The organism is Streptomyces sp. BE20, from assembly GCF_036322525.1.
GTDB lineage: Bacteria > Actinomycetota > Actinomycetes > Streptomycetales > Streptomycetaceae > Kitasatospora.
On sequence record NZ_JAQYWW010000904.1, the window covers coordinates 260,488 to 275,585 of the forward strand.

The 15,098-nt window shown below is 74.2% G+C and carries 13 protein-coding genes; 6 read left to right on the plus strand and 7 right to left on the minus strand.

All coding sequences use genetic code 11. The features are described from left to right. Positions 1-235: 235 nt before the first annotated feature. Complete coding sequence (locus tag PUR61_RS20580) at positions 236-505, minus strand: hypothetical protein (protein WP_329880554.1); 270 nt, start codon at positions 503-505, stop codon at positions 236-238. Between the two features lie 722 nt (positions 506-1,227). On the opposite strand from PUR61_RS20580, the gene PUR61_RS20585 reads away from it, so the two are divergent. Continuing rightward, on the plus strand, positions 1,228-3,444 hold the full coding sequence (locus PUR61_RS20585; RefSeq protein ID WP_329880555.1) for a bifunctional glycosyltransferase/CDP-glycerol:glycerophosphate glycerophosphotransferase: 2,217 nt from the start codon (positions 1,228-1,230) through the stop codon (positions 3,442-3,444). A 119-nt stretch (positions 3,445-3,563) separates the two neighbouring features. Here PUR61_RS20585 and PUR61_RS20590 read toward each other — a convergent pair whose 3' ends face one another. After that, on the minus strand, positions 3,564-3,776 hold the full coding sequence (locus PUR61_RS20590) for an EF-hand domain-containing protein (RefSeq protein ID WP_329880556.1): 213 nt from the start codon (positions 3,774-3,776) through the stop codon (positions 3,564-3,566). A 283-nt stretch (positions 3,777-4,059) separates the two neighbouring features. Here PUR61_RS20590 and PUR61_RS20595 point away from each other — a divergent pair, with 283 nt between their 5' ends. Continuing rightward, positions 4,060-4,728: a lysophospholipid acyltransferase family protein gene (locus tag PUR61_RS20595; RefSeq protein WP_329880557.1), complete on the plus strand. Its 669-nt coding sequence runs from the start codon at positions 4,060-4,062 to the stop codon at positions 4,726-4,728. A gap of 129 nt (positions 4,729-4,857) precedes the next feature. Here PUR61_RS20595 and PUR61_RS20600 read toward each other — a convergent pair whose 3' ends face one another. Both PUR61_RS20600 and PUR61_RS20605 read right to left on the minus strand, forming a co-directional pair. Beyond that, positions 4,858-6,714 carry an ABC transporter ATP-binding protein gene (locus PUR61_RS20600; RefSeq protein ID WP_329880558.1) on the minus strand — a complete coding sequence of 619 codons (1,857 nt, stop codon included), beginning with the start codon at positions 6,712-6,714 and terminating at the stop codon, positions 4,858-4,860. Between the two features lie 192 nt (positions 6,715-6,906). Further along, the gene (locus PUR61_RS20605; protein ID WP_329880559.1) at positions 6,907-7,683 is read right to left on the minus strand and encodes an SDR family NAD(P)-dependent oxidoreductase; all 777 of its coding nucleotides are present in this window, start codon (positions 7,681-7,683) and stop codon (positions 6,907-6,909) included. Between the two features lie 181 nt (positions 7,684-7,864). Here PUR61_RS20605 and PUR61_RS20610 point away from each other — a divergent pair, with 181 nt between their 5' ends. The 4 genes from PUR61_RS20610 (at position 7,865) to PUR61_RS20625 (ending at position 11,291) form a co-directional block, all read left to right on the plus strand. Then, positions 7,865-8,065, plus strand: coding sequence for a hypothetical protein (locus tag PUR61_RS20610; protein ID WP_329880560.1), 201 nt, complete (start codon positions 7,865-7,867; stop codon positions 8,063-8,065). Between the two features lie 225 nt (positions 8,066-8,290). Further along, a complete protein-coding gene (locus PUR61_RS20615) occupies positions 8,291-9,151 on the plus strand; it encodes a hypothetical protein (RefSeq protein ID WP_329880561.1) in 861 nt (286 codons plus the stop codon). Further along, entirely contained in the window at positions 9,148-10,086 is a 939-nt protein-coding gene (locus PUR61_RS20620; protein WP_329880562.1) for a DUF6895 family protein, read from the plus strand. Before PUR61_RS20615 ends, PUR61_RS20620 begins: the two co-directional genes overlap by 4 nt. Before the next feature lie 5 nt (positions 10,087-10,091). Then, positions 10,092-11,291, plus strand: a complete 1,200-nt coding sequence (locus tag PUR61_RS20625; protein ID WP_329880563.1) for a serine hydrolase domain-containing protein — start codon at positions 10,092-10,094, stop codon at positions 11,289-11,291. Between the two features lie 55 nt (positions 11,292-11,346). Here the strand turns inward: PUR61_RS20625 and PUR61_RS20630 are convergent, their stop codons facing one another. Genes PUR61_RS20630 through PUR61_RS20640 form a run of 3 tightly spaced genes read right to left on the minus strand, consistent with a single transcriptional unit; the run spans position 11,347 to position 14,812 of the window. Then, complete coding sequence (locus tag PUR61_RS20630) at positions 11,347-12,240, minus strand: SDR family oxidoreductase (protein ID WP_329880564.1); 894 nt, start codon at positions 12,238-12,240, stop codon at positions 11,347-11,349. After that, the gene (locus PUR61_RS20635; protein ID WP_329880565.1) at positions 12,237-13,262 is read right to left on the minus strand and encodes an alpha/beta fold hydrolase; all 1,026 of its coding nucleotides are present in this window, start codon (positions 13,260-13,262) and stop codon (positions 12,237-12,239) included. The genes PUR61_RS20630 and PUR61_RS20635 overlap by 4 nt, the downstream gene beginning before the upstream one ends. Continuing rightward, complete coding sequence (locus PUR61_RS20640; RefSeq protein WP_329880658.1) at positions 13,259-14,812, minus strand: flavin-containing monooxygenase; 1,554 nt, start codon at positions 14,810-14,812, stop codon at positions 13,259-13,261. The genes PUR61_RS20635 and PUR61_RS20640 overlap by 4 nt, the downstream gene beginning before the upstream one ends. Positions 14,813-15,098 lie beyond the last annotated feature (286 nt).

Consider the following 15,098-nt stretch of genomic DNA (forward strand, 5'->3'; position numbering starts at 1 on the left):
GTCATCCTGGCTCACGCCGGGGGGTGCGGCTGCCAGCCTCGCCGACTCCCCGTGCCGGGGCGGCAAGTCACCGTAGAGTGAGAGGTTCAGACCTCTCGGAGGCCCGGGCACCCGGTCCCGCAGGTCACCTGCGGGAGGCGTGCGGGGTACGGCGAAGACCCGACGGTTCTGTGAGGATCCGCCGGGCCGGTGCTGGTGGGTGCGAGGGATAGCGGGCACCCCGGGCCTGGGGCCCTCAGCCGCGCCCACCGAAGAGACCTCGTCGCAGCCGGCGCAGCGGCGCCAGCAGCTTGACCCGTGCGTGACGGCGCGGCGGCGCGGTCGGGGCACTGGCGCCGCGCGGCGTCAGCTCCCTTATCAACCCGAGCGCCTCGGCGGTGTCCACCGCCGGGAGTGCGGGCGCGCCGAGCACAGCCAGGTGGCGCTCGATCCGGCGGCCGGTCGCGCCGACACCGCACTGGATCGCCGGCACGCGGGGCCGAGTCCGGACTTGCATCTGTTCCATCAGTTTCCCACCCCTACGAGGCGCCAGGGCCGTGAGGCGAAGACTATCCGTGAGAGACGGCCTTCGCGCAACCGTCCTAGTGTGCTGCCACCGTATCGTGCGGCGTCAACTGACACTGCACCAGGGGCCGCTCGGCCGGTCACGACTAGGCATCAATGATGGTGCACGACCGGCCGTACGTCAGCGGGGCCTACGGGGCACACGCCCGGCGCCCGCCCCGAAGGTGTGCGCCGGGGCGCACGGAGTCACCACCGTCTCACCTCCCGTAGCCGCCGGGCGAGCGGTGGAGCGAGGGTCGAGCGAGGGTGGCCGGCCACAATCGGAGCCCGACTGTCCGTTTAGGAAGTGAACACAGACGAGGGATTGACGCGAGCCTTGGCTCCAAGCAATATCTCTAACGACCGCGCAGGCGTGATCCCCTTCCGCAGGCCCGTTCGACTGATGAAGATTCCGGCTCCCCCGAGCCACTGCCGGGCCGCCTCGACGCTGCGGCGACCCGGCTCGGGCGGTGCCCGGACCGGCGGCCGGCCGTAGAGGGTCGGCCGGGCCGCCACCAGGCTGCCGGTGCCGCCCCGCACGGGTCCGGCACCGGCGGTCCCGGGAGTCCCCGCGTCCACCCCGCCCGCACCCCCGCACCCCGCCCCGTCGGACCGGCCGCAGTGTGCCGCCGGGACCGCCCCGTCCGACGGGTACGCGCACGCCGCTCGGTAGACTCGGCCAGCGTGCCAGTTCTCCTCAGCATCGTGCTTCCGGTCCACGGGGTGGAGCGCTTCCTGCCCCGCTGCCTCGACTCCCTCTTGGCGGGCGCCCCCTCGTCCGAGTCCCGCTTCGAGGTGATCGCGGTCGACGACCGCTCGCCCGACGGCTGCGGCGCGATCCTGGACGCGTACGCGGCCCGCGACCCCCGGCTGCGCGTGCTCCACCTCGCCGAGAACCAGGGCCTCGGCGGCGCCCGGACCGCCGCCCTCCCCGAGGTCCGCGGCACCTACGTCTGGTTCGTCGACAGCGACGACTGGGTGCCCGAGGGCACCGTCGCCGCCCTCCTCGACGAACTCGCCGGCGAAGCGGCCCGGGAGGAGCGGGGCGAGACCCCCACCGACGTCCTGCTGACCGACTTCACGCACGTGTACCCGGACGGCGGGACCGAGCCCAACCCCTGGCGGCACGTGCTGACCGGCTCGCCGCTGGTGGCCGGATGCACGCTGGCCGAGCACCCGGCGCTGTTCAGGACCGTGATGTCGGTCTGGAACAAGGTGTTCCGGCGCGAGTTCCTGCTCGCCCTCGGGGTTTCCTTCGGCCGCGGCTACTACGAGGACATCTCGGTCACCTACCCGGCGCTGCTCGCCGCCGGACGACTGCGCTACCTCGACCGCCCCTGCTACTTCTACCGGCGGGGCCGCGCAGGTGCGATCACCAGCACGGCCTCCCCCCGGCACGCCGACGCCTTCGCCCAGTACGACGCGATCTTCGACTTCCTGGACCGGGAGCCGGAGGCCCGGCCCGGCCCGCCCGTCCCCGAGTCGCTGCGCACCCTGGTCTTCGAGCGGACCGTCCAGCAGGCGCTCACCGTGTACGACACCCCCGGGCTGGTGCCGGTCGGGCTGCGCCCCGAGTTCTTCCGCCGGATCGCCGGGCACTTCGCCCGCCACCGCCCGGCGGGCTACCGGTTCCCCGGCGGCGTGCGCGGCGTGCAGTACCGGCTCGCGGCGCGCGGCTCACGGCGCGCGTACGCCGAGCTGCGCCGCACCGGCCGGCTGCCGCGCGAACTCGGACGCGGGGCCCGTGCGGTGGCGCCGGCCCTGAAGAAGGGCGTGCGCAGCGGCGCCCGGTTCACCGCGTACAACGCGTTCCGCCGACTGCCGCTGGACCGGCACCTGGCGGTGTACGCGGCGTACTGGCACCGCGGTTACGCGTGCAGCCCGGCGGCGATCTACGAGAAGGCGAAGGAGCTGGCGCCGGGGATCCGCGGGGTCTGGGTGGTGGAGAACCGCAAGCAGGCGGCGACCCTGCCGGCCGGCGTCCCGTACGTGATCGTCAACACGCCCGCGTACCTGAGGGCGATGGCCACCGCCAAGTACTTCGTGAACAACGTCAACTTCCCGCGGACGATGGCGAAGCGCCCCGGGACGGTACATGTCCAGACCCAGCACGGCACGCCGTTGAAGGCGATGGGCATGGACCTCAGGGACCACCCGGTGGCCGCCGACGGCATGGACTTCGACCGGCTCCGGGAGGCCGTCGACCGCTGGGACTTCCTGGTCTCCTCGAACCCGCACACCAGCGAGCACTTCGCCCGGGCCTTCCCCGGCCGGTACGAGATGCTGGACACCGGCTACCCGCGCAACGACCGGCTGGCCGTCGCCGCGCCGGCCGAGGTGGCCGCGATGCGCGAGCGCTTCGGGCTGCAGCCCGGGCGCACCGCCGTGCTGTACGCGCCGACCCACCGGGAGGCGCGCGGCGGGTACGTGCCGCTGCTGGACGTGCGGGACCTGGCGCGTCGACTCGGTCCCGGGTTCACGCTGCTGGTGCGCACCCACTACTTCCACACCGGCGGTCCGGGCGACCTGGCGGCGGACGAGGGCGCGGCCGAGATCCTGGACGTGTCGGCGCACCCGACCGTGGAGGACCTGTACCTGGCGGCGGACGTCCTGGTCACGGACTACTCGTCGATGATGTTCGACTATGCCGTGCTGGACCGGCCGGTCGTGATCTTCGCGCCGGACTGGGAGGAGTACCGGCGGGACCGCGGCGTCTACTTCGACCTGTTCGAGCAGCCGCCGGGCGCGCTGACCACGGACCCGGACGGTCTGGCGAGCGCCCTGCTGGCCGGGGACCCGGAGCCGGAGGCGCGGGCGGCGTTCCGTCGGCGGTTCTGCCCCTGGGACGACGGCGGGGCGGCGGAACGGGTGGTCCGCCGGGTGTTCCCGACGACCGGCTGAACCCCGCGGAGCCGCCGGCCCGGGCGGGCCGGAAGACGGCGGGCGGGCCGGAAGGCGGCGGGCGGGCCGGAAGGCGGCGGGCGGGGCCCGGAGAGATCCGGTGCCCCGCCCGAGCGGCCTCAGCCCTGGCGCGCGGCCAGGAACTCCTCGAACGTCAGCTCGCCGTCGTGGTTGGTGTCCATCTGCTTGATGACGGCCTCGGCCACGGCGATCGAGGTGGTCAGGTCGCCGAGCTCGCGGGCGACCTTGGCGTACTCGGTGGCGGTGATACGGCCGTTGCCGTTCACGTCGAACTTGTCGAACGCCGCGCGGATGGTGTCGACGTCTGCCATGGGTGGCCCCTCCTGAGGACTGATGAACTGCCGATCCCCCGAGCCCGCGATCTGCTGATCCATTGATCTACAGATCTGCTGATCCAGAAGACCTGCTGATGTGCGTTTCCGACGGCCGTACCCTACCCGGCCGTGGTGAGCGCCACGGTCGGCGGGAGTGGACGGGCTCGGGGGTGGGTGTCGTAGTCTGCGGGTCTGATCCCGGCCCGGCCGGGGGAACGACCGCCGCTCGTCGTATCTCAGGCCCGGGCACCTCTCGGGCGTGCTCGTCCAGGGAGGGACCATGCTCGATCTCGTCACCAGGCTGGTGCTGAAACCGCTCGCCCGGGGGATCTGGCGGCCCACCATCGAGGGCATGGAGAACGTACCGCGCAAGGGCGGCGTCATCCTGGCCAGCAATCACCTCTCCTTCATCGACAGCGTGGTGATCCCGCTGACCGCGCCGCGCCGGGTCCACTTCCTGGCCAAGGCCGAGTACTTCACGGGCACCGGGCTCAAGGGCTCGCTGTCCAAGGGCTTCTTCGAGGCGATCGGCGCGGTGCCGGTCGAGCGCGGCACCTACCGGTCGGCGCAGGCCTCCCTGGAGTCCGCGCTGGAGATCCTGGAGGACGGCAAGGCCTTCGGCATCTACCCGGAGGGCACCCGTTCGCTGGACGGCCGCCTCTACCGGGGCAAGACGGGGGTGGCCTGGCTGGCCCTCACCGCCGGTGTCCCGGTGGTTCCGGTGGCCCTGGAGGGTCCGGACCAGATCCTGCCGATCGGCAAGCGGGTCCCGCGCGTCCGGAAGGTCACGGTGCGGTTCGGGGAGCCGCTGCACTTCGACGACCTGCACGGCCAGGCCCGCTCGCTCAAGGCCCGCCGGCAGGTCACCGACGAGGTGATGGCGGCGATCCAGAAGCTCTCCGGCCAGGAGCGCGCGGAGACCTACAACGAGATCCCCAAGGCGGCCTGAACCGGGCCCGCCGGCACCCGTGTCGACCGCAGGGCGGCCACCCCACCGGGTGGCCGCCCTGCGGCGTGCTGCGGGCACCCGGTGGGTCGGTCGGGCATGCCGGGCGCCGCGGACTCGTCGGCGGGGCCGTCAGGCGCGGCCGGGGACGGCGGCCGGGGTCCGGTCGTGGCCGGACGCCTGCGGCGCGGCGGCCGGGACCTCACGGCGGAGCAGCGCGGCGTAGCGGCCGTCCGCCTCCAGGAGCTCGTCGTGGGTGCCCAGTTCGGCGATCCCACCGCGGTCCAGGACGGCGATCTGGTCCGCGGCGCGGACGGTGGAGAGGCGGTGCGCGATGGTGATCGTGGTGCGGCCCGCCGCCAGGGTGTCGATGGCCTGCTGAACGGCACGCTCGGTGCTGTTGTCGAGGGCGCTGGTGGCCTCGTCGAGGATCAGCACGGGCGGGTTGCGCAGGATGGTGCGGGCCAGCGCGAGCCGCTGCTTCTCGCCGCCCGAGAAGCGGTATCCGCGTTCGCCGACCAGGGTGTCGAAGCCGTCGGGCAGGGCGGCGATGGTGTCGTGGATCTGTGCGGCCCGCGCGGCGGCGGCCAGTTCCTCGTCGGTGGCGTCCGGCTTGGCGAAGCGCAGGTTGTCGGCGACCGAGGCGTGGAAGAGGTAGGTCTCCTGGGAGACCACGCCGACCGCCCGGGACAGGGTGTCGAAGGAGAGCTCGCGGACGTCGACGCCGTCGATGGTTACCCGGCCGCCGGTGACGTCGTAGAGCCGGGGCACCAGGTAGCTGAGGGTGGTCTTGCCGGAGCCGGTCTCGCCGACCACGGCGAGCGAGCTGCCGGCCGGGACCTTCAGTTCGAGGCCGGCCAGCGTGGGCCGCTCCTGGTCCGGGTCGTAGCGGAAGTCGACGCCCTCGAAGCGGACCTCGCCGTGGATGGTCTCCAGGGTGACCGGGCGGTCGGGTTCGGCGATCTCCACCGGCAGGTCGAGGTACTCGAAGATGCGCTGGAACAGCGCGAGCGAGGTCTGCACCTGGACGCCGGTGGAGAGCAGGCTGACGGTCGGGCGGAACAGGCCCTGCTGGAGGGAGACGAAGGCGACCAGGGTGCCGACCGAGACGATCGGCGCGCCGCCGGCCGCCGCCAGTCCGGCCGCCCAGTAGATCAGTGCGGGCATGGCCGCCATCACGATCTGGATGGTGTTCATCCGCCAGCGGCCCGCCATCGAGGCGCGCACTTCGAGGTCGGCCAGCCGGTCGGACTGGGCGGTGAACTCGCGGGAGAGCGAGTCGGAGCGGCCCATGGTGCGCCCGAGCAGGATCCCGCTGACCGAGAGCGACTCCTGCACCGCCGAACTCATCGCGGCCAGCTGCTTCTGGCGGTCACCGGTGATCTTCTTGCGCTCCTGGCCGACCCGGCGGCTGATCCACACGAACAGGGGCAGCAGGACCAGCGAGACCACGGTGAGCCGCCAGTCCAGCGCGGCCATGGCGACCACCGAGGCGATCACGGCGGTGAAGTTGGAGACCAGCGAGGTGGCGGTGGAGGTCACCGTGGACTGCATGCCGCCGATGTCGTTGGCGATCCTGGACTGGACCTCGCCGGTCCGGGTCCGGGTGAAGAAGGCGAGCGACATCCGCTGGAGGTGGCTGTAGACGTCGGTGCGCAGGTCGTGCATGACGCGCTGGCCGACGGTGGTGGAGATCAGCGTCTGCAGCACGTTGAAGATGCTGTTGACGACCGCGGCGGCGACCATGCCGAGCGCGAGCAGGGTGAGCAGCCCGGTGCGGCCCTGCGGGATGGCGGTGTCCAGGACGGCGCGGAGCAGGAACGGCGTGGTCACCGAGACCACGGCGGAGGCCGCCACGAGCAGGCCGACGGTGGTGAGGCGGCCGGAGTACGGGCGGAACAGGCCGAGGATGCGCCGCCACTGGGTCGGCGGGCGGGGTTCGCCCTCGGCGAGGGCGGGCGGGGTCCACTGGGTGCGTTCGGGGCGCACGGGCGCTCCTCCCCGGGTCGGCCGCCGCGCGGGCGCTGCGCACGGGGCGCGCGCCGACGGCGGGTGGGCGGTCGGTCGCCCGCCAGCATAGCGAGTGAGGCTCATAGTTAGCAAAGCTAATAGTGAGATGGCCTCTGCTCCATCCGGCGCACGTGCGACCCGACCGCTCCGCCCCCGCCGCCGGTCAGGTGGTCAGGTGGTGCGATAGGTGCGCGCCGCCTTGGACGAGACCCCGCCGAGCCTGCCGGACGGCAGTACCCGGGCGATCGCGACAGCCAGCTTGTACCGCTTGCTCGGCACCGAGAGCGACCGCCCCCGCGCGAGGTCGCGCATGGCCTCGTCGACGACCCGCTCGGCGGAGAGCCAGCCCCAGGCCGGGATGTTCCCCGTCCCCATGCCGGCCCGCTCGTGGAACTCGGTGCGGGTGAAGCCCGGGCAGAGCGCCATCAGCCGCACGCCGGTGCCCCCGAGGTCGCGCATCACCCCCTGCGTGAAGCTCACCACCCACGCCTTGCTCGCCCCGTAGGTGCCGCGCGGGAGGAAGGCCGCCACCGAGGCGACGTTGACGACCGCGCCGCGACCGCGCTCGCGCATCCCGGGCAGGGCGGCCGTGGTCAGCCGCAGGATCGCCTCGACGTGCACCTTCAGCATGTCCAGCTCGTCCTGGAGCGGCACGGTCGCGAACGCGCCGCGGTTGCCGAAGCCGGCGTTGTTCACCAGGAGGTCCACCGGCCGGACCCGGTCGGCGAGCCGGGCCTCGACGGCCGCGATGCCGTCGTCGGTGGCGAGGTCGGCGGTGAGCACCTCCGCCTCGACGCCGAACCTCCCCCTCAGGTCCGCGGCGGAACGTTCCAGCCGCTCGGTGTCCCGGGCCACCAGGACGAGTCGGTAGCCGCTCCGGGCGAGCCGACGGGCGAACGCGGCTCCGATGCCGGCGGTCGCGCCGGTGATCAAGGCAGTGGTGGTCATGCACCCGACCGTACCTACTCGCGGGTACCCGGCGGAACCACGGCAGGCCACGCGGGCACCCCCCTCCCGGGAACGGTCACGGAGCGTACTGCGGTGGCGGCCGATGGTTCGCACTCGTATCGTCTTTCGAGGGGGGCGCCGCCGGACCAGGCGGTGAAGATCCGATGAGGAGGCACATCTGATGCTTGCTCAGCACCTGACCGGAAGGGCCCCGGCGCCGCTCGCGACCCGGGCCGAACTCGACGCACTCGGTGCGCTGATGGTGGAGGACGAGGCCGTCGTGAGCGACGCGCCCACGTACCGTCCCGAAGCCGCTGCGCTGCTGCTGGTGGGACTCGCACTCCTGCTGTCGCCGAAGCAGCCCAAGGAGAAGACCCGGTAGCCGGAACCACCCGGCCCCCCGGGCCACCCGCGGAGTCTCCCGACCCTACGGCTCACCGGCCCGACCGGAGCCGCGAACCGACGGGCAGGGGCCGCAGGCCATGAGCCCGGGCCCGGCGGAACCTCCGACACGCGGACGCGCCACCGACACGGGGACGCACCGCCGTCACGCGGGCCCGCCGCAGCCCTGAGACACCGCGACACCCCTCAAGGAGAATCACGCACCATGCCAACCGCCGATCTCTCGCTCCGCGACGAGTACGCCGCAGCGGTCGAGCGGCTGGCGGGCCGCACCCTCGACGCCCTCCGGGGCGTCGAGGGTGCGGTCGCGCTCGCCGATCCCGGTACCGGCACCGCGCCGCGTCCGGTCCTCGCCGCCGCCCGGGTGCTCGGGCCGGACCTGCTCGCCCCACGGCTGCTCGGTGCGGCCGGCCCCGACGACGAGGCCGTCCTGCTCCTGGCCGAGGCCCTCCTCGCCTTCCCGCCCGCCGCACTCCCCGCGGGCGCCGCGTCGGCGCCCCCCTCCCCCGGCCTTCCGTCCGGCACCGCCGCCTCCCCCCGGCACGGTCCCGACGGACACGGTCCCGACGGCGGACCGGACGGGCTCGGCCCCGACGCCACGGCGGTCGTCACCGCCTGGCGGGACTGGGCGGCCGGAGCCCTGCTCACCCGGGCCCTGGCGTCCACCGCCGACCTCGCCCGCCTCGCCGCCCCCGGCGTGAACCTGGCCGCGCCGCAGCCGGACCGCGTCCCGCGGCTGGAACCCCACGCCTGGCAGGTCTGGTCGGTCCGGATGGCCCAGCTCTCGTCGCTCGCCCTCCCGGACCTCGACGGCCCCGTCCACGACGCGGCCCGCGCGAACACCCTCGCCCTCGCCCGCGGGGCCGTCCGCTCGATGCTCCGGCGCGACCACCGGGTCGCCGCGCGGCTGGCCCGCTGGCTCGCCTGGGCCGCCGCCGACGGCCGGCCGGTGCCGCTGGAGATCGCCCCCGTCCTGGAACGGATCCAGGTCGTCGGCGACGGCAGCGCCCGCACCGCGCTCGAACTCTCCATCGCGGACGCCCTGCTGAGCGGAGCCACCCCATGACCGACCACCGGATCCTCTCCACCGCGCAGCAGATCGGCTCGCGCGCGATGGCCTGGCTGCACGCCTCCCACGAGATCGGGTTCGGCAAGCTCTCCGACAACATCACCATCGACCTCGCCGACCCCAACAACGCCTACAAGCCGCTCGGTGAGTGTGCGCTGGCCGCCTCGCTCGTCCTGCGCGACGGCGTCACCGGCCCGCACGACGCACGGATCGCGCGCGAGCTGCTCGACTTCGGCTGGGCCCAGCTCCGGGAAGGGAACCTGCTGTACGAACGGCAGTTGCGCCACCTGGTGATGACCGACCCGCTGGAGACGTACGTCCACTTCGCCAGGTCCGGCTACCGGCACCCCCCGATGGACGAGCTGTTGGAGTCGCTCGCCAAGCTCCGCGCCGTCCAGGTCGCCGAGATCCTGCCCAGCCGGCGGCTCGCGGTCGCCAACGCGCGCCGTGTCGTGGGCCTGCGCAACCAGCCCGACGACTGGGCCGCACTCGCAGCCGGGACCTGGCTCGGCGCCACCCCCGAACCGTGGGCCGTCGACTGGATGACCGGGTACGACATCACCCACACCGTCTTCCACATCACCGACTGGGGCGCCCGGCCCGAGAACCTGCCCGAACCGATGCGCGACTACGTCCGCGCCTGGCTGCCCGCCTGGGTCGACATCTGGCTGGAGGTCGGCCAGTGGGACCTCGTCGGGGAACTGCTCGTGGTCGACTCCTGCATCGGCGAACCGGTCACCGGGGCACAGGGCTGGGAGGCGCTCGCCGCCGTCCAGCGCGAGGACGGCCTGATCCCGCGCGACAACTCCGAACCCGTCTCGGACGACCCCGAACAGGCCTTCCGCGACCACGAGCACACCGCCGTCGTCGCGGTGGTGGCCGGTACCGTCACGCTGTCGCGCGCGCTCGGCGGCGCCGCGGTCGCGGCCTGAACGCGATGCCCGGCCCGGACGCGGTGGCAGGCCCGGACGCGACGGCAGGCCCGGACCCGGCCTCCCGGCGGGCGGCAGGCCGTCCGGGCCCGTCCGCCGGCACCGGCCCGGTGGACGGCCGCGGTGGCGTCACGGACGCCCGGGGCCGCGAGGCGGCGGACGGCGAGGACAGCTCCGACGGTCCGGGCGCCGCGCAGGCCGCCGCGCTCGTCCGGGCCGCCGCGCCGCACGCCACCGCCGTCACCCTGGCCGTGGCTCGCGGAGACCGGACCGCCGTGCACTGCCACGGCCGGACCGCCGTCGATGGGGAACCCTGCACACCCGACACCGTCTTCGAACTCGGCTCCGTCACCAAGACCTTCACCGCCCTGCTGCTCGCCGTGATGGCCGAACGCGGTGAACTCGCCCCGGACGACCCGATGGAGCGGCACCTCCCGCCGAACTGGCAGGCGCCCGAAGTCCGTCGGGGCGGCCCGATCAGGTTGTTGCACCTCGCCACCCACACCTCCGGCCTGCCCAGGCTTCCGCCCGGACTGCTCGCGACCGCCCTCCCCGCCTGGACCGCCAACCCGTACGCCGGCTACGACGAACGGCTGCTGCGCGCCGGTCTGGCCCGAACCACCGTGCGCCACCGACCCGGTGAGCGGTACGGCTACTCCAACTTCGGCGTCGGGCTGCTCGGCCGGCTGCTCGCCGAGACCGGCCGCACCGGCTACGCCGAGTTGCTCGCCGACCGTGTCTCCCTCCCCCTCGGCCTGCGCGCCACCACCTGCTCCCCCGACGCCCCGCACCGCGCCACCGGCCACCGGCGCGGCCACCCGCTGCCGCCCTGGCGCATCCCCGGCCTGCCGGGCGCCGGAGCCGTCCGCGCCAGCGGCACCGACCTGCTGCACTACCTCCGCGCCCACCTCGCCCCGGACACCGACGCGTTGGGGCGCGCCCTGCGCGAGGTCCGGCGCCCGCGGCTGCGCCTGCCGCGCTCGGCCGACCGGCTCGGGCTGGTCTGGAACTGCCGGACGACCGCGGACGGGCGCGACCTCCTCTTCCACTCCGGCGCCACCCGCGGGTTCACCGCACTGGTCGGCTTCTGCCCCCAGACCGCGACGGCGGTCGCCGCCCTCACCAACACCGGTCCGTCGCTCGACGGGCGCTTCGTGCAGGCGGCCTACGACAGCCTGAAGCAGCTCGCGGAGCCGACGGGTTGACCGAGGCCGCGGACGCTGCGTGCCCGCCGTCCGGGCCGGACGGCGGGCACGGGGGTCACTGCTGCTCGGACCGGGCCGCCGTGTCGGCCTCGCCACCGGCCCCGACGGGGCGCAGACGGGAGGCGGCGGTGGCCGCGAGCTGCGGGGCGAGGCGCGCGACGTCACGGGAACCGACCGCGGCGATCAGGGCCGGCAGCATCCAGCGGACCGGCTGCATGCCGCGGAGCCACGCCTGGGCGTAGACGTGCGCGGAACGCCGGGCGATGCCGGCGACCAGGCGGTCCACGGCCGGGTCGAGCGGGTAGGTCTTGTTGGCCGGCCACGGCAGGCGGTCCCGCATCTGCCGCAGGACGGCGTCCTCGTCGGCGCCGCGCACCATGTCCGTGTCGGTCCAGCTCAGGTAGCCCACACCGACCTTGACGCCCTGGTGGGCGACCTCGGCACGGATCGCGTGGGCGAACGCCTCGACCCCGGACTTGCTGGCGCAGTACGCGCTCATCAGCGGCGCCGGAGTGAGCGCGGCCAGCGAGGCGATCTGCAGCAGGTAGCCGCGGCTCTCGGTGAGGGCGGGGAGGAAGGCCCGGGCGGTGGCCACGCTGCCGAGCAGGTTCACCTCGATGACCCGGCTGAACGCCCGGTGGTCGCTGTCCAGCAGCGGGCCCCCGATGGCGATGCCGGCGTTGGCCACGACCGTGTCGATCCGGCCGTAGTGCTCCTTGATCCGGCCTGCGACCTCGGTGAGCGCGTCGACGTCGGTGACGTCGGCCTCCCAGGCGGTGGCGGACGGGCCGCACTGCGCGGCGACCGCCTTGAGTTCGGCCGGCTCCAGGCCGACCAGCGCGACCCCGGCCCCGCGCCGGGCGAGCGTGCGGGCGAGGGCGGCGCCCACACCTCGGGCGGCTCCGGTGACGACGGCGACCTGGGTGGAGAGCGGCGGGGTGGCGGTCATGCGGCGGCGGTCCTCTCGGGGGTGGCGGTACCGGTGACGGACTGGGAGCCGGCGGCCCCGGAGGGCGCAGCGGCCCCGGCGGGCAGGCCGGTTGCCCGCCCGGCGGCCGCGCCGGGCAGATGGGCGACGGCGAGCCGGTCGATCTCGTCGGCCACCTCGGCCGGCCGCTCGATCGGCGCCATGTGACCGACGCCGGGCAGCAGGAGCAGCCCCTGCGGGTCGGCGAGCGCGGCGACGATCCGGTGCGCGTGCACCGGCGGGGTGAGGCGGTCGTCGGTGCCGACCACGACCGCCGTCGGCACGGTGAGCCGGGCCAGTCCGGCACGGACGTCCAGCCGGTCCAGCACCAGGGCCCAGTTGGCCCGGACCGCGGTCGGGCAGGCGTGCACGATCCGGGCCGTCGCCTCGACCCGGTCGGCGGGCGAACCGGCGCCCATGGTCCCGTACTTGAGGCCGGCCCGGGTGACCGGACCGATCGGCCCGAGCGGCAGCCGGGAGCGCAGGATCCGGCGGTGCAGGAAGCGCCGCAGCCCCGGGGAGCGCACCGCGTCCGGGACGACGCGCAGATCGGCGACCAGGTCGGACGAGCCGGTCGAGATCAGTACGGCGGCGGCCGTCCGCTCGGCGACCTCGGGCCGGCCGGCGGCGGCCATCACGGTCATGCCGCCCATGCTGTGGCCGGCCAGGACGGCACGTTCCCCCGCCGGGACGGTCCGGTCGAGCACGGCGGAGAGGTCCTCGGCGAGCGCGCGGGTGGAGTAGCGGACCCTGCTGGGCGGGACCTCGCTGCGGCCGTGGCCGCGCTGGTCGTAGGCGACGACCCGGTACCGGTCCGCGAGCCGGTGGATCACCGGGGCCCAGAAGCGGGTCGAGCAGGTCCAGCCGTGGGCGAGCACGACGGTGGGCGCACCGGGCTGTCCGTACACCTCGACGTGCAGCCGGGTGCCGTCGGCCGAGCGGACGTCCACCTCCTCCGTCGGGGCGGGCGGCACGCAGTCGGCGGGAATCGTCGGGCGCCTCATACCAGGACCTCCTCGGCCTCGGTGGTGGTCGTGCCGCCGGCGGGGTCGCTGCGGCGGATCAGCTCGTACTCGGTGAGGTCGACCCGGCGGGTCGCGCGGCGGAAGGAGCTGGTGGAGGCGGGCCAGAGCACCGTGTTCCTGCCGCTCTTGTCCAGGTACCAGCTGCGGCAGCCGCCGGTGGTCCACACGGTGCGGTCCATCCGGTGCTGGAGTTCGAGGTTCCAGCGGCGTTGGGCCCGGGCGGTCGGCTGCATGGCGGCGGCACCGGTCGAGCGGAGCGTGGTCAACGCGTCGATCAGGTAGTTGAGCTGGGACTCGATCATCAGGATCATCGAGCTGTTGCCGAGGCCGGTGTTGGGGCCGATGACGAAGAAGAGGTTCGGGAAGCCGTGGACGGTGGAGCCGCGCAGCGCCTCCGCCCCGTCCTTCCACTCGTCGGCCAGGCTGGTGCCGGCGGCGCCGAAGACCCGGGCCGCCACGGGGATGTCGGTGACGTGGAAGCCGGTGCCGAAGACGATGGCGTCCACCTCGCGCTCGCTGCCGTCCGCCGCGACCAGGGTCGATCCGCGCACCTCGCCGAGTCCGGAGGAGACCACCTCGGTGTTGGCCGCGGCGAGCGCCGGGTAGTAGGTGTTGCTGAGCAGGATGCGCTTGCAGCCGATCCGGTAGTCGGGGGTGAGCCTGGCGCGCAGGGCGGGGTCGGCGACGCCGTCGGCGAGGTGTCGCTCGGCGAGCCGCTGGACCACCTTGAGCAGGCCGGGCCGCCGGACGAAGGCGTCGACCTGGACCTCGCGGAGGGCGAAGAGGACGCCGCGGCGGAGCTTCGCGGTGGCCGGCAGCCGGCCGTGCAGCCACTTCTCCAGCCGGGTGATCTCGCGGTCGCGGCGCGGCAGGACCCAGGCCGGGGTGCGCTGGAAGACCGTCAGGCTGCCGACCTGCGGCTGGATCGCGGGGATGATCTGTGCGGCGGAGGCACCGGTGCCGACCATCGCGACGCGCTGCCCGGCGAGCCGGTAGTCGTGGTCCCAGCGGGAGGAGTGGAAGACCTTGCCGGGGAAGGTGTCCAGGCCGGGCAGGTCCGGGATCTGCGGATCGGCGAGCGGTCCGGCGGCGGCGACGACGGCGTCGGCGGTCCACCGGCCGGCCGTGGTGACGATCCGCCAGTGGGCCCGCTCGTCGTCCCAGCGGGCTTCGGTGACCTCGGTGCCGAACCGCAGGTGCGGGCGGAGACCGAAGACGTCGGTGACCTTCTCCAGGTACGCGCGGATGTCCGGCTGGCCGGAGAAGCTGCGCGGCCATTCGGCGTTGGGGGCGAAGGAGAAGGAGTAGAGGTGGGACGGGACGTCGCAGGCGCAGCCGGGGTAGCTGTTGTCGCGCCACGTCCCGCCGACCGAGTCGGCGCGCTCCAGGATGACGAAGTCGGTGATGCCGGCACGGCGCAGCCGGACGCCGGCGCCGAGGCCCCCGAAGCCCGAGCCGATGACGGCGACGCGGACGTGGGGGACGGGAGCCTCCTCGACCGGGCCGGCCCCGTCGGCCCCGTCGGTCATGCCGGTCTCGGCGGTCACACCTGCCTCGTCGGTCGCGCCGGTCGCACCGGGGCGGGGGCGCTTGCTGCTGGATGCCATGCGGCGTCCTCCTGGGAGTGGGGCCGTGAGGGTACGTGCTGCCACTGCTCGGCGGGGCGCCGGGTCGCGTCGGTCGTTCCACGCGGACCTCGGGCGCCGATCGAGCCAACCATGCCAGCAATCACTGGCACGATTGGCAGGGTAGCCCTTGCTGACAGTTGATGGAAGAAGCGCGACCGCCCCGGTTCGGCGACCGCCCGTCCTATGC